At 47.8% G+C, this 17,637-nt stretch carries 14 protein-coding genes and 1 riboswitch; of the genes, 4 read left to right on the forward strand and 10 right to left on the reverse strand.

Going from position 1 to position 17,637, the window contains the following annotated elements; all coding sequences use genetic code 11:
- Positions 1-1,395 (forward strand): L,D-transpeptidase family protein, encoded by a 1,395-nt coding sequence (locus tag FFM80_RS04035; protein WP_137639623.1) that lies wholly within the window; start codon positions 1-3, stop codon positions 1,393-1,395.
- Positions 1,396-1,550: 155 nt separating this feature from the next.
- A complete protein-coding gene (gene cbpA / locus FFM80_RS04040) occupies positions 1,551-2,189 on the forward strand; it encodes a cyclic di-AMP binding protein CbpA (RefSeq protein WP_137639624.1) in 639 nt (212 codons plus the stop codon).
- Positions 2,190-2,237: 48 nt separating this feature from the next.
- Here the strand turns inward: cbpA and FFM80_RS04045 are convergent, their stop codons facing one another.
- The 6 genes from FFM80_RS04045 to argC form a co-directional block, all read right to left on the reverse strand.
- Positions 2,238-2,744, reverse strand: coding sequence for a QueT transporter family protein (locus tag FFM80_RS04045; protein ID WP_137639625.1), 507 nt, complete (start codon positions 2,742-2,744; stop codon positions 2,238-2,240).
- A 7-nt stretch (positions 2,745-2,751) separates the two neighbouring features.
- A riboswitch (PreQ1 riboswitch) is annotated at positions 2,752-2,796 on the reverse strand.
- A 483-nt stretch (positions 2,797-3,279) separates the two neighbouring features.
- Positions 3,280-4,299 (reverse strand): ornithine carbamoyltransferase, encoded by a 1,020-nt coding sequence (gene argF, locus FFM80_RS04050; RefSeq protein ID WP_137639626.1) that lies wholly within the window; start codon positions 4,297-4,299, stop codon positions 3,280-3,282.
- Positions 4,296-5,459 carry an acetylornithine transaminase gene (locus FFM80_RS04055; protein ID WP_137639627.1) on the reverse strand — a complete coding sequence of 388 codons (1,164 nt, stop codon included), beginning with the start codon at positions 5,457-5,459 and terminating at the stop codon, positions 4,296-4,298. The genes argF and FFM80_RS04055 overlap by 4 nt, the downstream gene beginning before the upstream one ends.
- A complete protein-coding gene (argB, locus tag FFM80_RS04060) occupies positions 5,456-6,205 on the reverse strand; it encodes an acetylglutamate kinase (protein WP_137639628.1) in 750 nt (249 codons plus the stop codon). Before argB ends, FFM80_RS04055 begins: the two co-directional genes overlap by 4 nt.
- Positions 6,206-6,218: 13 nt before the next feature.
- Positions 6,219-7,427 (reverse strand): bifunctional glutamate N-acetyltransferase/amino-acid acetyltransferase ArgJ, encoded by a 1,209-nt coding sequence (gene argJ / locus FFM80_RS04065; protein WP_137639629.1) that lies wholly within the window; start codon positions 7,425-7,427, stop codon positions 6,219-6,221.
- Between the two features lie 18 nt (positions 7,428-7,445).
- The gene (gene argC / locus FFM80_RS04070; protein ID WP_137639630.1) at positions 7,446-8,474 is read right to left on the reverse strand and encodes an N-acetyl-gamma-glutamyl-phosphate reductase; all 1,029 of its coding nucleotides are present in this window, start codon (positions 8,472-8,474) and stop codon (positions 7,446-7,448) included.
- A 267-nt stretch (positions 8,475-8,741) separates the two neighbouring features.
- On the opposite strand from argC, the gene FFM80_RS04075 reads away from it, so the two are divergent.
- Positions 8,742-9,812 (forward strand): carbamoyl phosphate synthase small subunit, encoded by a 1,071-nt coding sequence (locus tag FFM80_RS04075; RefSeq protein WP_137639631.1) that lies wholly within the window; start codon positions 8,742-8,744, stop codon positions 9,810-9,812.
- Complete coding sequence (carB, locus tag FFM80_RS04080; RefSeq protein ID WP_137639632.1) at positions 9,805-12,870, forward strand: carbamoyl-phosphate synthase large subunit; 3,066 nt, start codon at positions 9,805-9,807, stop codon at positions 12,868-12,870. Before FFM80_RS04075 ends, carB begins: the two co-directional genes overlap by 8 nt.
- A 183-nt stretch (positions 12,871-13,053) precedes the next feature.
- On the opposite strand, the gene FFM80_RS04085 is transcribed toward carB, so the two are convergent.
- From FFM80_RS04085 to cshA, 4 genes are all read right to left on the reverse strand, one after another.
- A complete protein-coding gene (locus FFM80_RS04085) occupies positions 13,054-13,446 on the reverse strand; it encodes a type II toxin-antitoxin system PemK/MazF family toxin (protein ID WP_137639633.1) in 393 nt (130 codons plus the stop codon).
- A gap of 235 nt (positions 13,447-13,681) precedes the next feature.
- Positions 13,682-14,821 carry an alanine racemase gene (alr, locus tag FFM80_RS04090; RefSeq protein ID WP_137639634.1) on the reverse strand — a complete coding sequence of 380 codons (1,140 nt, stop codon included), beginning with the start codon at positions 14,819-14,821 and terminating at the stop codon, positions 13,682-13,684.
- A gap of 2 nt (positions 14,822-14,823) precedes the next feature.
- Positions 14,824-15,183 carry a holo-ACP synthase gene (acpS, locus tag FFM80_RS04095; RefSeq protein WP_137639687.1) on the reverse strand — a complete coding sequence of 120 codons (360 nt, stop codon included), beginning with the start codon at positions 15,181-15,183 and terminating at the stop codon, positions 14,824-14,826.
- A gap of 685 nt (positions 15,184-15,868) precedes the next feature.
- Positions 15,869-17,476: a degradosome RNA helicase CshA gene (cshA, locus tag FFM80_RS04100; RefSeq protein WP_137639635.1), complete on the reverse strand. Its 1,608-nt coding sequence runs from the start codon at positions 17,474-17,476 to the stop codon at positions 15,869-15,871.
- Positions 17,477-17,637: the final 161 nt, after the last annotated feature.

The following is a 17,637-nucleotide window of genomic DNA, read 5'->3' on the forward strand; positions in this document are numbered from 1 at the left end:
ATGAAACATAAACGGGGGATTGAGATTGCGGGCGGCATTGTCGGCTTACTAGCGGTCGGTTACATCGCCACCAGTCTCACACTTCAACATAACCAAAAATTTCTGATGAATACTCAGATTGCGGGGGTCGATGTTAGTGGTAAAACCGCCAATCAAGTGACTGACCAAGTTAGCCATGCTTTGGAGCACCGGACTTACCATGTCGTTGAACACGGGCAAGCAATCTATTCATTTAATAGTAAGTCAGCTGGCATTAGCATCGATACCCAGCATGACCTACAAAAGCTAGCTAAGCATCAAAACTACTGGAGCTGGCCACTTGCGCTGATGAATTCCGCCAGTGCTGATGATAGTGTTCGTTTGGGTAAGCTCAGCGTTTCCAGTGCTAGCATGCAGCAATTGGTTAATCAAATTATGAAAACTGCCGGCAACACCAAGCGGACTAAAACCGAAAACGCGAAGTTAGTTTATAAAAATGACCAAGTCGCCATTCAAAAAGAAGTCCAAGGTACTGAAATCAATACCAAAGCCTTAAAGATCGTCGTTAAAAAAGCCCTCGCGGATGGGAAGACTAGTATCAATCTGAAGGATGCTTACGTTAAGCCAACGTTAACGAGTACCAGCAAGGCTCTCACAACGGCTAAAACCAAAGCCCAACCTTATGCCAAAGAAGTTGCCAAGTACAACATCAATGGTCACAAGTTCCAGATTCCGAATAATACGATTTTAGGTTGGATTCAAGTTGACAAAGCCGGCCAAGTCACTTTAAATCAAAAGTCGGTCTTGGCTTACGTCAACAAGTTAAATGACAAGTATCACACTTACCACACCACGCGGACCTTTAAGAGTACGATGCGTGGGACGGTCAAGATCAATGGCGGTTTATTCGGTTGGTCGATTAAGACCAAGAAAGAAGCGGCCGCACTAAGCAAACAAGTCCTAGCTGGTAAAGACTTCTCCCGGACGCCAATCATCAGTGGGTCTGGTTATCACAACAAAAAGACTGACATTGGCAACACCTATATCGAAGTTGACAAACAAAATCAACATATGTGGGTCTATGTCAACGGTAAAGTCAAGGTCTCAACGGATGTCGTCACCGGTAAGCCCGGCGCACATGCGACGACTACTGGCGTATGGAACCTTTGGAGCAAACAACGACATGCCACGTTACGTGGTCAAAACGATAATGGCTCTAGCTATACCCAACCCGTTGCTTACTGGATGCCATTTGATGACACTGGCGAAGGAATCCATGACTCACCATGGCAACCACAATACGGTGGTACCTGGTACAAGTCCCACGGTTCCCACGGTTGTGTGAACACCCCACCATCGGTTGTTGGTAAAGTTTACGACGCGGTTCCAGTTGGCACGCCAGTCGTCGTCTTCTAATTTAAATTTAATTTAAGCAGTCGATCAGTAATTGCTGATCGGCTGTTTTTTTAGTTCAAAACCGGTTCTGACGGTTAGTCATCACTCCCCCCGTTGACGCTTTTATGGTATTATTTAATTAGAATAAATCTAATAAATCTGGGGGATCAGTCATTATGCTCTTAAAAACTTTAGTTAAACCCAAAGAACGGCTCACTACCGTCACGGCCGATGCCACTTTGGAAGAAGCCTTACAAGTCCTTGAAGATTCTGGCTTCCGGTGTGTCCCAATCTTGGACGAAACTGGGCATATTTTCCGCGGTAATATTTATAAAATGCATATTTATCGCCATAAATCACGGGGCGGCGATATGTCGTTACCCGTCACATCATTACTCAAGAATGCCACCAAAACGATTCAGGTCGATTCAGCCTTTTATAACGTCTTCTTCTCAATCAAAGACTTGCCTTACATCGCCGTTCTAGATGAACACGGCTACTTCTATGGCATTTTGACCCATACGCGTTTATTGGATATGCTGTCACAATCTTGGAACGTTAACGTTGGTAGTTACGTCTTAACGGTCGTTTCAATCGGTGAACGTGGTGATTTGGCCGCGATGGCTAAGATCATCACCAAGTACACGTCGATTGCCGGCTGTTTGACCTTGGATGTTCAAAACGGCACTTTGGGTCATCGGACCTTGTTCACCTTACCAGAAGACGTGGATACTGAAAAACTGAAACGCATTACTGATAACTTGAACCGCAAACAATTCAAAGTAATCGAAGTTGAAGATTTACAAGCTGAATAATAAGTACAAAAAATGGATTGCCACTTGGTTGCTGGCAATCCATTTTTATTATTGTAATCGGGCACTAAAATGTAAAATCTTATCCAGTCCATACATAATCGGTGCGGTAATCGTCATAATGATGAATTCAGAGAGTGCCGTGGTCAGGTAAGTTGGCCAAAAAGCCGTCCCACCGCCAACCAACATCAGCATCCAAGCAATCATACACATGGAAATCGTAAACAAGAAGATGTTTAACGCCATGCGCTGCCAAACCGTTTTAAGCTTTGGTCCTAACCACGTCACCAGTAATAAGGCAATCAACGACTGGGCCCCGCCAAATAACACGTTCAACAAGCTGGCCCCCGGACCAAAGGCATCAAACAAGATGACGCCGGCCACGATGCCCCAGATATACTTGCGGTTGAAGACAGCTAAGTGATTCAAGCCTTCCGACACCCGGAATTGAATTGCCCCAGACGCCAAGTTAAAGGCTGCTGGACCAACTGATAAGACGATATATAACGCCGCCACTAAGGCATTAATGATCCATGGGCGGATTTTTGAACTAGTCATGCTGTTTTTCCTCCTAGTTTTTTTACGTGGGATGGTTACGAACCACGAAAATTAACGAGCGGATTCAATCGTAGCACGACTAATCAGTCGTCGCAAGGTAGATTTCCATTTGTCACTCTGGTTGGGGCAGAATCGGCTGGAACGTGGTGGCCACGTTTTTGAGCCACAGAACGGTCTCAAAAGCCGGGCTTTATCTAGGTCGAAAAATCATCGACCAAGATAAACGACACCACTGAGCCAATTCTGCCCCGCCTGCCGTTAGCTAGTCAATCCCTTGAATTGAGCATGACTTGCGTAACAGTCAACACTATCACTAACAAGTACTCACCTGAGTACTTGTTCCCAAACAATCTCAAGGAGAACAATTGTAGCGTAGGGCGGGCTGGATGATGCTCAGTGGTGTCGTTTGACTTGGGTCGGGTGACCCTCCCCGGCCCTAGTCAAAGCCCGGCTTGGAAGACCGCCTCTCAGACTTCCAAACGTGGCCACCACGTTCCAGCATCAGGCCAGACCAACCGTAGCGGCAACGATCAACTTAAAATAAACTATCCGGAATAAACAGATCGCCTAATGTGGCAGCCATGATGGCTTTAATCGCAGGCAAGCGGTTGCCCGCCTCTTCGAAGACGACGGCTTGGGGACTATTGAAGACTTCATCGGTGATTTCAATAGCGTCTAGCTGATATTTCTGTCCCAGTGCCGCGCCCGTGACCGTTTGGTGATCATGAAAAGCCGGCAGACAATGCATGACGATCGTCTCAGGTTGACCGGTCGCAGCCACTAGATCAGCATTAATTTGGAACGGCAATAATTGTTTAATCCGTTCCCCGTAATCGACTTGTTCACCCATTGAGACCCAGACATCCGTATATAACGCATCGGCACCGGCAACCGCAACTTGTGGATCTGCGGTAATTAAGATGTCGCTACCGGATTGTTGCGCGTAAGTCTGCGCCAAAGCCACCACGTCAGCAGCCGGCTGTAACCCAGTTGGCGCGCCAATATGAATATTGACACCCAGCATCGCACTAGTCACCAACAAACTATTCGCCATGTTATTCCGCCCGTCTCCCACATAGGTCAACGTTAACCCTTGTAAATGTCCAAAGTGCGCTTTTAAAGTCATGAAATCCGCAATCATTTGCGTCGGGTGCCACTTGTCAGTTAAGCCATTCCACACAGGGACCCCACTATCCTTGGCTAGCGTTTCCACCGTTGCCTGGGCAAAACCCCGAAATTCAATCCCATCAAACATCGAGCCTAGCACTTTGGCCGTATCACTGACTGATTCTTTTTTACCAAGTTGAATGTCATTTTTACCCAAAAACTCCGGATGCGCCCCTAGGTCATTGGCTGCCACGGTAAATGCAGAACGTGTTCGCGTCGATGTTTTTTCAAATAACAACGCAATATTTTTCCCTTGGAGATAAGGATGCGGAAGATGTTGCGCCTTTAACATCTTCAAATGTAAGCCGAAATCAATTAGATAAGTTAATTCAGCGGGTGTAAAATCAATCTCTTTTAGAAAGGATTGACCATTAAAATGTGTGTTCATGCGGTTACCTCCGTTTCAAGCGCCAGCAAAACTGTCTTAATTTTTGCCAGGCCAGCCAGTAAATCAGCCGTTGACATCACTAGTGGCGGCAACAGCCGTAGCGTATTATCACCAGCGGATAAGGTTAGGAGCTGTTGGTGTTGTAGCGCGGCAATCACCTTAGCGACGGGCACTTGCGGCGCGAGATGAATGCCAATCATCAAACCTTTACCGGTGACTTGTTTAACGATAGCCAACGGTGCAATCTCATCGGTCAATACTTGCCAAACCGATTGCGCTTTATGTTGGACCGTCTGCAAAAAGGCTGGTGTTAACTGTTGCAACACTGCTTGGGCCGCAGCCATAGCCAAGGCGTTACCAGCAAAAGTTGAGCCATGACTACCCGGACCAAACGCCATTGCCAGCTTCGCCTTACCAACCATCGCCCCCACCGGTAAGCCATTCGCTAACCCTTTAGCCACCGTATAAATATCCGGATCAAGTCCATAGCCTTCATACGCCAGCCGATAACCGGTCCGACCGATTCCGGACTGCACTTCATCAATAATCAACAACACCCCTTGTTGCTGACAAGCTTGATTAACTGCTCTTAACCACTCAGCTTGACCCGCGAAGACGCCGCCTTCACCTTGCACCACCTCTAAAATGACGGCAGCTAACCGCGGCGTAATCTGTTGAATAGCGGCGGGATCATTATAATCAGCAAACTGAACACCTGCTACTAACGGCGCATAACCTGCTTGAATACTTGGATTACCCGTCATCGACATTGCCCCATATGTCCGGCCGTGAAAGGAATGATTAAACGCTAATATTGCTGTCTTACCCGTATATTTACGAGCCAACTTTAAGGCAGCTTCGTTGGCTTCTGTCCCCGAGTTAGCAAAGTAAACCAGCCGCTCGTCACCATTGGTCAGTAACGTGGCTACTTGTTCCTGCAAAGCATTCTCATACAAATTCGATGTATGCCAGATTTTAGTTAACTGCTGATGGACGGCGGTCTGAATGGCCGCATTTTGATAGCCAAAATTACAGACGCCAATCCCAGCTGTAAAATCTAGATAAGTCTGACCTTGATCGTCAGTTAAGTGAACCCCTTGGCCACTTTCAATGGCAAAGGGAAACCGCTGATACGTTGGAAAAACATGGGTCATTTTCATAAGGCTACCTCCGTTTTGATGATGGCGGTCCCGGGCTGGTCAATCGCATTCGTGATGACTGCCTGTTGGACACCAGCTTGAATGGCCTGAATCGCGGCTTGAACTTTAGGCCGCATGCCGGCTGTAATGACTGATTGTTGGGTTAAATGTTGCGCCTGCTGAGGCGACAAACTCCGCATGACCATCCCGTGATGGATAATGCCCGGCACATCGGTCAATAATACGAGTTTCTCGGCATGCAGTTGCTGAGCTAAGGCGGTGGCCGCCATATCCGCATTGACATTCAGCCATTGCCCCTCAGCCGTCAACGCTAACGGCGCCAATACCCCAATCTGGTGTGCTAACAAGGTCTGCAGTGCCACTTGGTTCACCTGTGTCACTTGGCCAACGTAACCGAGGTGTGGTTGATCTAGCGGCGTTCCCGTTAATAACTGTTGGTCGGCCGCATTTAACCCCAGTGCTGCCAAGTGATGTTGATTCAGCTGCGTTAGTAACGCCGGCTGAGCCTCCCCAAGCAAGACCAGCTTAGTTACCGCCAAAGTTTGTGCATCGGTTACTCGTAGGCCATGTACCCGCTGCACCGGTAACTGCAACTGGGTCGTTAAGGTCGTAATCATTGGTCCGCCACCATGTACGATTAATAATTGTTTACCTTGAGCTTGCCACGACTGTAATTGTTGAAAGAAACGCTCGGTCAATTGCTGGATAGCTTGACCGCCAATTTTAATAATAATCAGATTTTTCATAACCGGCCTCCGTTTAAGTATGGTAACTGGCGTTGATCTTGACGTAATTATAAGTTAGGTCACAACCCCAAGCCTGACCAGTCGCACCACCAGCATGCAAGTCGACATCAATCACGACTTGCGTTTGCCCCAAGGTCGCTTTCACGGCCGCTGCATCAAATGGTAAGGCTAGACTGTCAGCGACTAACGGTATCCCATTCATCGCAATATCCACATGGTCAATGTCCAGTTCGGCATCGGTCGCCCCAATCGTACTTATAATCCGCCCCCAGTTCGGGTCTTCACCAAAAATAGCGGCTTTGACTAAGTTAGAACCAACAATCGCTTTGGCCACTTGCTGACCATCTGTTAGTGTCGCGGCCTGAGTCACATTGCATTCAACAAGCTTCGTCGCGCCTTCACCGTCCGCTGCAATTTGTTTAGCCAGTGAACTTAAAACCAGATGTAAGGCTTGGTTAAAAATTTTATAATCAGTCGTCCCAGCCGTTAAGCTAGGATTATCTGCCAACCCGTTCGCTAAGGTGACGACCATATCATTGGTAGACGTATCACCATCAACGGTAATTTGGTTAAACGTTGAATCGACGTTGTCACTGAGCATGGTCTGCAAAACGGCGCCGTCAACCTGCGCATCCGTCGTTACAAAGCCAAGCATCGTTGCCATCTTCGGATGAATCATCCCTGACCCCTTGGCAAAACCCGTCAATGTCACTAAATGGCCGCTTAACTCACATTGCACACTGATTGTTTTGGGATGTTGATCAGTGGTCAAGACCGCATAAGTCACGGCATCGCTCTTCGTTGGGGTTAATTGTGGCAACCCATTTTTAATGAGCGCCATCGGCAGTTGGGCGCCAATCAAGCCCGTCGACGCCACTCCAATTAAGCTGGGATCAACAGCTAATTTATTGGCGAGCCACTGTTGTTCTTGCAACGCATTTTTCCAGCCTTGCTTACCAGTACAAGAATTAGCAATGGCACTATTGAGTAATAAGCCTTGTAACTGATGGTCTTGATTAATCATCATTTTGGTTAATTTAGTGGGAGCCGCTTGAAATTGATTGGTCGTGTACGTACCAGCCGCCGCGGCGGGAACTTTGGAGAATAGCCATCCAAAGTCTTTTTTAGCTTTCCGGAGGCCGATATGGATGCCATCACTGTAAAAGCCAGCGGGCCACTGAAAGGCGACCGTTTGAATTTGATTACTTGTTAGAACTTGCATTAGCAGTACTCCTCTCAGTTATGGAAACGTTGGTAAAGTTGGTAAGCCAGTCGTTTGCGGTAGATTCATTAATTGATTGAAATTTTGAATGGCTTGACCCGCGGCCCCTTTCATCAAGTTGTCGATCACACTGACAATCAAGATGGTCTTGGTCACAGGATTGTAATTGATTCCAAGCGCACAGTTGTTGGAGCCCACGACTGTTTTTAAGGTTGGTAGCTCACCCGCCGGTAGTACTTGAACAAACGGACTGGTTTGATAGGTCTTCTGATATTGTGCGACTAAAGCGGCGGTCGTTGTCGGCTGCGCGGCTTTGACATAAATGCTGCTCATAATGCCACGTGTGACTGGAATTAAAGTGGTGGTGAATTCCAACGCTGGAATCGCCGGCCACCAAGCTTGTAGTTGCTGCATGATTTCAGGAATGTGCTGGTGCTGATTGAGTTTATAAAGTTGTAAGTTATCATTGACCATCGTAAATTGACTGGTCGCTGCTAGCTTTTTGCCAGCGCCCGATAACCCGGACTTGGCATCGACCACAATACTCGTTGGATCAATCAAGTGGTTTTGAACCACCGGCGCTAAGCCTAATAAAGTGGCCGTCGCGTAACACCCGGGGTTAGCAACATATGCCGTTAAGTGGTGATTGAACTCGGCTAACCCATAACTAGCTTTGGCCAAGGCGGCCACTTCGGCTGCCGGACGATGATACCAGCGGGTATAGCTGGCCGGGTCTTGCAATCGAAAGTCACCGGACAAATCAATGACGGGAAAGTCGGCCTTTAATAAAGGTAACGCCAACGTCTGGGTCACTCCGGCCGAAGTAGCGAAAAAGGCAACGTCATTTTCTGTCATCACCGTAGTGGCAACAAATGGTCGGACCATCGCCGTTTCTTTCTGATAGGCTGGAACCACCGTTGCTAACGGTGTCACTACCTGATCAACGTGACCATATAAGTTAATCTGGTCAACCGCGGGATGCTGCTTTAACAATCGATATAACACGGTGCCACTATAACCACTGACGCCAATTAACGCTACTTGCATAAAATCACCTCAAATATTCAAAAATTAGTTCTGTATTGCATGTTTATGCGATGAACATGTTTCACACTATATTCTCATTTTTCGACAAATGCAAGCTTTTCTGGAAATATATGCAACTATATCTTATATTTTGAATATTTAAGCTTTATTTTACTATATATTCATGTTTTTATGTATTTTTAGCTTGACTTTCAATTTGAATAATTGTTTACTAGTTGCATTAACCAAAATAATTTTAATCTGATTTTAAGAAAGGTCGGTAACAACATGCAAAAATACTTAACACTCGCAGATGGCACCCAATGGATTGGAACGGCCTTTGGCGACCGATCCGTTGAAGGCGCTGGCAACTTAGTCTTTAATACTGGAATGCTCGGTTATCAAGAAACCATTACCGATCCTTCCTACTTAAACCAACTGATTGCCTTTACTTATCCATTAATTGGTAACTATGGGATTGACCCGACCGTCAATCAAGCCACAACGATTGGCACCCAAGCCGTCATCGTCCATGAACTGGCAGACTTCAGTGATCACTACAGTAGTCGAGCGACTTTAGATAGCTTCCTTTTTACACACCATGTCCCCGGTATCCAAGGCATCGACACCCGTGAACTGACGATCCATTTACGTCACACCGGCACCCAACTCGCCATCATTAGTAATCAGCCGGTCACGAATTTCCAACTAAAAGCCGCGAGTCTACCGACTAAACAACTGACGCCTCAACCCGTACCCGTTCAAGCTACTCATGGCTCACAACCACATATTGTGATCTTGGATTTCGGCGAAAAGACCGCGATTACCCAAGAACTCGTCGCGCGTGGTTGCCAAGTCAGCGTCGTACCGGCAACCAGCTCATTCAAACTGATTGCCGCCTATCACCCCGATGGTATGCTGCTCTCAAATGGCCCTGGTGATCCAGAAGCCCAAGCAGCCGTCTTACCTTTGATTCGCCAATTAGCAGCACACTATCCGTTGGCGGGTATTTGTCTCGGCCACCAGTTAATTGCCTTAGCCTATGGCGCCAAGACTTATCAACTAACATTCGGCCATCATGGCTTAAATCACCCGGTCCAGAACCTGGCCACTGGTCAAGTCATCATGACCGCTCAAAATCATGACTTTGCAGTCGATCCTGCATCTATCGCGAAAACGCCACTTCAAGTGACGGCTATTGAGCTCAATGATGGCAGTGTTGAAGGCTTAACATTGCCTGGTCAGACCGTTATGTCAGTCCAGTTCCATCCCGAAGCCCATCCCGGTCCGACCGAAGCCGGTCAATTCTTCGATCATTTTATTCACACCCTCACTCAGGAGGTCGTTGCCAATGCCTAAAAATCTGACGATTCATCGTATTGCTGTCATCGGTTCCGGTCCGATTAAGATTGGCCAAGCAGCCGAATTCGACTACGCCGGGACCCAAGCTTGTCTCGCATTAAAAGCAGCCGGTTATCATGTCATCTTAATCAACTCGAATCCGGCAACAATCATGACAGATCACACCACCGCTGATGAAGTCTTTATCCAACCGTTAACTTTGGCCAGTGTGACCAAGGTCTTAACCCAAAGTCATCCGGACGCGCTATTACCCACGTTAGGTGGTCAAACTGGCCTAAATCTCGCCATGGCCTTAGACCAAGCCGGCGTGTTAGCGCAATTACACATCCAACTTTTAGGCACTTCCCTCAAGACCATTAACCAAGCTGAGGACCGCGCTGCGTTTAAAGCCCTGATGACCAAGCTCCATCAGCCCGTCCCTGCCAGCACAACCGTTCATCATGTCGCTTCGGCCTTGACCTTTGCCACTGAGATCGGCTACCCGGTCATCGTACGGCCCGCCTTTACCCTCGGTGGTTCCGGTGGTGGGATTGCGACTAATCCGCACGACTTGCGTCAAATCTTACAACGCGGTCTGACCCGGTCACCGGTCAACGAATGCTTAATTGAACAAAGCATCGCTGGTTATAAAGAAATCGAATTCGAAGTCATGCGGGACAACTCTGGCGCCAAGATCATCGTTTGTAGTATGGAGAACTTTGACCCCGTGGGCATCCACACCGGCGACTCCATCGTTTACGCCCCCGTCCAAACGTTGACCGACACGGAATATCAGACCTTGCGGCAAGCTGTCCTAACAATCGTCGATGCTTTAGACATCAAAGGCGGCTGCAATGTCCAGCTCGCTCAAGACCCGCATAGTGCGCAGTATCAAGTCATTGAAGTCAATCCGCGGGTCAGCCGGTCGTCGGCTTTGGCGTCCAAAGCCACTGGTTATCCGATTGCTAAGATTGCCGCTGAAATTGCCATTGGCTTGAACTTAGCCGAAATTAAAAATCCAATTACCCAGACCACTTACGCTGCCTTCGAACCTGCGCTCGATTATGTGGTCGCTAAGCTGCCCCGCTTTGCCTTTGATAAATTTCCAACCGCCGATGCTCACTTGGGGACTCAGATGAAAGCCACTGGTGAAGTCATGGCAATTGGGACAACCCTTGAAGAAGCGACGTTAAAAGCGATTGCCTCACTAGAAACCGATCCGACCGTACAAACAACGCTAGTCCCTAAGCAGCCGGTCACCACGGCACAATTATCAGCTGAGTTGACGACCCCCACTGATCAACGGTTGTTTTATTTATTTGCCGCCTTACAACAAGGCTGGCCATTAGCTAAACTGGCTGACTTAACCGAGATTACGCCATTTTTCTTAAGTAAGCTCCAACACATTATTGGACTGACCCAGCAACTCGCCGCTAGTCCAACCCCACAACAACTCTTAACAGCTAAAAAGTATGGACTCAGTACAGCCACGATGGCACATTATAGTCAGTTATCCGTCGCACAAGTCACAGCTTTAACAGCCGCGGTGCCCCTCGTTTATAAAATGGTCGATACTTGTGCCGGTGAATTTGCCAGCGCGACCCCGTATTTTTACAGTACGGCTTTTGGCACAACCACCGAAAGTCAGCCACTGGGCCATAGTATTCTGGTATTGGGCGCTGGTCCCATTCGGATCGGTCAAGGCATCGAGTTTGACTATACAACGGTGCATTGTGTTAAGGCGATTCAACAAGCCGGTTATCAAGCGATTGTCGTCAATAACAATCCCGAAACCGTTTCGACTGATTTCTCCAGTTCCGACAAGCTTTACTTTGAACCGTTGACGTTGGAACGGTTAATGCCAATCATCCAGCTTGAACAACCGGTTGGCGTGATCATTCAATTCGGTGGTCAAACGGCGGTTAATCTCGCTAACCAACTGGCCGATGCGGGCGTCACAATTTTAGGGACTAGTGTGGACACCATTGACATGACCGAAAATCGCCAAGCATTCGCCACGCTACTTGCACAGCAACAAATTGCCCAAGCGACCGGCACCACCGTGACGACCCTGGCCGCCGCCAAAGTCGCTGCTTTAAAGATTGGCTACCCTTTACTCGTACGGCCCAGCTTCGTTTTAGGCGGTCGGGCAATGGCCATTGTGCATCACGCGGCTGAACTAACCCCCGTAGTCAAAGCAGCGGTTGCCGCGGGCCATGGCGCGCCAATCTTAATGGATCATTATTTAGCTGGCATCGAGTGCGAGGTCGATATCCTGTCAGACGGCAGCCACGTCTGTATCCCGGGCATTATGGAACACGTTGAAAGCGCCGGGATTCATTCTGGTGATTCGATCGCCATTTACCCGCCCCAACGGCTTAGTGCGACTAAGCAAGCCAAAATCATTAGCATCGCCACTAAGCTAGGCCAAGCACTGCATTGCGTGGGGATGATGAATATTCAATTCGTCGTCACGGACGATGTCTATGTTATCGACGTCAATCCCCGGGCTAGCCGGACCGTCCCGTTCATGAGTAAAGTGACCCACTTACCGCTTGCACAATTAGCTACCAAATTAATCCTCGGCGCAACCTTAGCGAATCTGGACTTACCAACTGGTCAATATCCATTAACCGGTCAAGTCGCTGTCAAAGCCCCAGTCTTTTCATTCAACAAATTGCCTCAATTACCAACTAAGCTGAGTCCTGAGATGAAGTCCACTGGTGAAACCATGGGATTAGGCGCAACCCTAAACGATGCTTGGCATGCCGCCTTAACTGACAGTTATCAGTTGCAAAACTGGCAACCACAAGCTGGGCTGATTACCGACGTTTTGACTAGCCAAGTACCCGCAGTTAAAGCTTGGTTAGCAACGTTAGCCATTCCAATAACGATTGCCACCGACTTAGCCCAATTGCCAACCGACAGTCCAGCCGCAGTGCTGACCTTGGATAAAACCAGCGATGCACCACTAGCCACTTGGGCACTCAACCATGCTAAGCCATTGTTAACAGCGTTAGATACTACCAAGGCGTTAGTAGCGATTAATGACTTAGACCCACTTGTTACAGATTAACTAAACCGTTCCCCCACAGTTATTGGAATTCCGATCAGCCAACACCGGCAAATAAGCCGAACAAACCTTAACACCAAAAAACGCGAGCCAACTAACCATCTCAGTTAGTTGACTCGCGTTTTGACTATCTTCCGTGACAGTCTTTGCATATTATTATGTAAAGGTTTAGTTTCTTAAAATGACCTAGTGTTGCATCGTCCGCCGCGGTCGCCGTTTACTGCGATCCGCTAAGCCGATACTGATTAACAGCGCCCCATCAACTCGCTGCATCGTCTGGTCATCTAAATGGGTGACACGATCTTTTAACCGCTGCTTATCAATCGTTCGAACTTGCTCCAATAACACGACCGAATTTTTTTCAATTCCGGTATGCGCCGCATTAATGTTAATATGCGTTGGCATTTTCGTCTTTTGGATTTTTGCGGTAATCGCCGCCACAATCACCGTGGGACTGTAATGATTACCAACGTTATTCTGCACGATTAAGACCGGCCGCATCCCGCCTTGTTCAGACCCGACGACCGGCGATAAGTCAGCATAAAAGATGTCTCCGAGTTTAATGTCAGCTGCGACCATCGCCTCATCTCCCCTTGTTACTGACGCCCATAGTTGTGATTGACTGTTCACGACAGCCAACAACATGCCTATTCTTGCTACTTATGATAGCATGAAAGCTCAACTTTTAGCAACCGTTTACTTATCTGACAGCCTTAAAAACCGGGCCAATGTCAGCATTAGCAACATCGGCCCGGTTAGGATTTTATTTATCGTTCTTATTAGTATTGATTAGTATCGCGACTGGCTTTTGGCATCAGTCGGATTCGCCGTCAGTATAAACGCGTGGCAAACGAGTCGCTAATCCACAGGCAATTTCATAATGAATCGTTCCACAATAATCTGCAACATCCTGCAAACTGATGGTCTGATCGCCATCCGTCCCGACTAACGTCACTTTAGTTCCAACTGGATAGGCCTTCGGTAGCCGAACCATCAGCTGATCCATGCAAACCCGACCGACAATTTCACAAACTTGACCGTCAACTAAGACGTGAAACCCTTGTAAACGCCGTTCGTAACCATCCGCATACCCGATTGGCACTGTCCCAATCCACTCGTCTTGCGCTGCGGTATAAGTGGCACCGTAGCTGATTGACTTCCCACGGGCCAACTTTTTAACAAAAGCCAGTTCCGCAGTCAGACTCAACGCTGGTTGCAAGTGATACGGCGCGCTTAGCTCTGTCCCTGAAGGATTCAACCCATATAACGCGACCCCAAAACGAATCACATTACCATTGCAAGCCTGATGCCACAAGCTTGTCGCTGAGTTCGAGACATGCACATACCGTGGTAATTCATCAACCACCGCAATCAGCGCTTTCCAATTCGACAATTGATGCATAAAGTACGTGTCATCAGCCTGATCCGCAGTCGCAAAGTGGGTAAAGATGCCTTCAAAATCAAACGGACTGTTGGCTGCTCGTAAAACGTTAACCGCGTCAGCCAATTCAGCCGGCGTTTGAAAGCCAATCCGGCCCATCCCGGTATCTAAAGCGACATGCACATGTAGTGGCTGGGCCACCTGATTGGCCGCTAAAACAGCGGCTGCTTGGGCTAGCCAATCGGTCGAACCAACCGCAACCGAAATATCATGTTCGGCGATAACGGCCGCAAATTCTGGTTCTACAATACCTAAAACTAGAATTGGTGCGGTTATTCCAGCTTGACGTAAAGCCAACGCTTCATCCAAGACAGCCACACAAAAGCCAGTGGCCCCAGCTTGTTTGGCCGCTTGCGCTACTTGAATAATGCCGTGACCATAGCCGTTAGCCTTAACAACGGCCCACAGTTCAGTCAGTGGATCTTTTCGCGTCATTTCCTCATTAATATTATGTTTAATTGCCTGCAAGTCAACATGGACTTGTGTGTGGCGGTGTTCCCCAATTACAACCATCACTAATTGCCTCTTTCCAAAATTACTTGCGTCATCACCAATTGATCGGTATGTGAGATTGAAATCCATGCCGGCCCATCAAACGGCTGGCGGATAATCTCCGGACGACCGGCAGCATTATCCAAAATTTCTACATCATGAAACCCAACTTGCGCGCCGATGCCAGTTCCAAAAGCTTTGCTATAAGCTTCTTTTGCTGAAAAACGTCCCGCTAAGAATTCAACTTGCCGCTTCTGTCCATATTGATTAAAGACAGCCAGTTCGTTTGCCGTCAAGACTTTTTCCGGCAGTTTTAACCCTGCCGTCAGCATCGCTTGGATCCGGGCTAATTCAGTTAAATCAATGCCGGTACCATAAATCACAACCCCATCGCCTTTCAAAATCTGATATTTCCAATTTACCACAGTCGCCGGTAATGTAACAGACCGTTTAACACGCAATCTTTTCACGATGGCATGAAAAGTAGTCCTAATACACCATCAATCTACATACTTCATGGTTAATCGCCGTCTCCGTTGACCAACAGGTTCGCGGTGGGGCAGACCTGCAGCCCAAGGACGGTCTGCAGGGCACTTATTAGCCGAAAACCACGTCTAACAAGCTGGCCCAATCACTAAGACCGGAAAAGCCACCGGTCAAAGTGATTCGACACGGCGAACTTGTTGGTCACTACGACTCTGTTTGATTTACTTTTAAATATTTACAACATCAGAGTCAAATGCCGTCTAAAATATGACCGTCATTAGCGCAGGGCGGGCGGGATGATGCTCAGTGGTGTCGTTTGACTTAGGCTGGTGACCTTTCCAGTCTTAGTCAAAGCCCGGCTTGGAAGACCGCTTCTCAGGCTTCTAAACGCGGCCACCACGTTCCAGCATCAATCCAGCCCAACCGGAGCGGCAATCAATCTAATGAGCCTATCCATGACCAACTCAACTAATTTCGTCCTAATTCTAGCATGTCAGGCCACAAAAAAAGCCGAGCCTGCGCTCGACTTTTCACCGAATCTCCGTTACCGGCGATTCTGTTCGTAATGTTAATTAGTTAGCTTTAATCGTTGGTCCGAATCGTGAAGTTCCGCTTGCTGCTTTGCTTACGGCCATCATCATGGTTACGGTTGTTGCTACGATTGTCTTCGCGGCTACGACCTTTGTAACCATTGCTCTTACGATCGTTACCACGACGGCCGCTGCCGCCTTTATGATCGCCATTACGATGATCACGGTCACGATTACTGCTGTGTGAGTAACGGCCATTGCCGCCACGGTTACCGCCGCCATTACGGCTCCGGTTACCACGATAACCACCGCCGCGACGATTGCCGCCGCCTTTATGACGAGGTAATGGGCGTTCTGGCGTAATCTTAACCGGCACAGCCGTTGAATCATCCTTGGTTAAGTCGTTTAATAAAGCGGCTACCAAGTCAGTGGCATCATACTTGGCTAATAATTCTGCAGCTTGTTCAGCATACTTATTAGTTTCAGTCTTAGCAACTAATGAATCAACACTAGCTTCAGCAGCAGCGATTTGACCAGCAAAGGCTTCTGCTTCAGTAGGTGGCTTCAAAGGCAACATACGCACCTTAGTCAACTTTTCAATGACCCGTAAGTATTCCATTTCGTTCGGTGTCACAAAGGTCAATGAAACCCCTTTATGTCCGGCACGGCCAGTCCGGCCAACCCGATGGACGTAACTGTCAGGATCTTGCGGAATATCGTAGTTGTAAACATGGGTAACACCAGAAACATCAAGTCCCCGGGCAGCCACATCGGTTGCAACTAAAATATCCAACTTACCAGCTTTGAATTGACGCATAATTTGCGTCCGGCGTTGTTGACTCAAATCACCATGAATCCCAGCAGCATTGTAACCGCGAGCTTCAAGGCCTTTTGATAATTCATCAACCCGGCGCTTCGTCCGACCAAAGACAATCGTTAATTCAGGTGCCTGAACATCGAATAAACGCGTCATGATATCGAACTTTTCATATTCTTTAGCTTTAACGTAATATTGTTCAACCGTATCAGCGGTCAATTCTTTAGCTTTGATTTTAACATGGTGTGGTTCATGCATGAACTGAACACCAATCCGCTTGATTTCTGGCGGCATGGTTGCTGAGAACAGCATGGTCTGACGTTCGTTAGGCACTTGTTTGATAATTGATTCAATATCTTCCAAGAACCCCATGTTTAACATTTCATCGGCTTCGTCTAAGACCAACATCTTAACATGGTCTAATTTAACGGTACCGCGACGAATATGGTCTAATAAACGACCAGGTGTCCCAACAATCACTTGTGGGTTTTGCTTCAAGTTTCTGATCTGGCGACGAATGTCAGCGCCACCGTAGACAACTTGCGCCTTAGCACCTTCGTCTTTACCCATACGGAAGATTTCTTCCTGGGTTTGAATCGCTAATTCACGCGTTGGTGAAATAACAAGTGCTTGGATATTATGGTTTGAAAAATCCAAACGTTGGAGGATTGGTAACGCAAACGCGGCGGTCTTCCCGGTCCCGGTTTGAGCTTGTCCAATCACGTCTTTCCCATCAAGTACCATTGGAATGGTTTCAGCTTGAATTGGGGTGGCCTCTTCGTAGCCTGCTCGGTTAACTGCTTTAAGTAGGCTATCGGATAAGCCTAGTTCTGTAAACTTCAAATATGTTTCCTCCTAAGGATGACACCATGGGATTACTAGTAGCTAGGAAAAAATCCGTTCCCCGTAGTGCGCTTGCTAGTAAGCCAACGGTCTGACTTGTTTCGTGCTTCAAATAGTACAACTGAATTATCATACACCGGTTAATGTAAATTAGCAAGCGT

This window comes from Lactiplantibacillus dongliensis (assembly GCF_005405105.1).
In the GTDB taxonomy this organism is placed as follows: domain Bacteria; phylum Bacillota; class Bacilli; order Lactobacillales; family Lactobacillaceae; genus Lactiplantibacillus; species Lactiplantibacillus dongliensis.

Coding starts and splice junctions, on each gene's coding strand:
- FFM80_RS04035 (WP_137639623.1), top strand. CDS start 1: ATGAAACATAAACGGGGGATTGAGATTGCGGGCGGCATTGTCGGCTTA.
- cbpA (WP_137639624.1), top strand. CDS start 1,551: ATGCTCTTAAAAACTTTAGTTAAACCCAAAGAACGGCTCACTACCGTC.
- FFM80_RS04045 (WP_137639625.1), bottom strand. CDS start 2,744: ATGACTAGTTCAAAAATCCGCCCATGGATCATTAATGCCTTAGTGGCG.
- argF (WP_137639626.1), bottom strand. CDS start 4,299: ATGAACACACATTTTAATGGTCAATCCTTTCTAAAAGAGATTGATTTT.
- FFM80_RS04055 (WP_137639627.1), bottom strand. CDS start 5,459: ATGAAAATGACCCATGTTTTTCCAACGTATCAGCGGTTTCCCTTTGCC.
- argB (WP_137639628.1), bottom strand. CDS start 6,205: ATGAAAAATCTGATTATTATTAAAATTGGCGGTCAAGCTATCCAGCAA.
- argJ (WP_137639629.1), bottom strand. CDS start 7,427: ATGCAAGTTCTAACAAGTAATCAAATTCAAACGGTCGCCTTTCAGTGG.
- argC (WP_137639630.1), bottom strand. CDS start 8,474: ATGCAAGTAGCGTTAATTGGCGTCAGTGGTTATAGTGGCACCGTGTTA.
- FFM80_RS04075 (WP_137639631.1), top strand. CDS start 8,742: ATGCAAAAATACTTAACACTCGCAGATGGCACCCAATGGATTGGAACG.
- carB (WP_137639632.1), top strand. CDS start 9,805: ATGCCTAAAAATCTGACGATTCATCGTATTGCTGTCATCGGTTCCGGT.
- FFM80_RS04085 (WP_137639633.1), bottom strand. CDS start 13,446: ATGGTCGCAGCTGACATTAAACTCGGAGACATCTTTTATGCTGACTTA.
- alr (WP_137639634.1), bottom strand. CDS start 14,821: ATGGTTGTAATTGGGGAACACCGCCACACACAAGTCCATGTTGACTTG.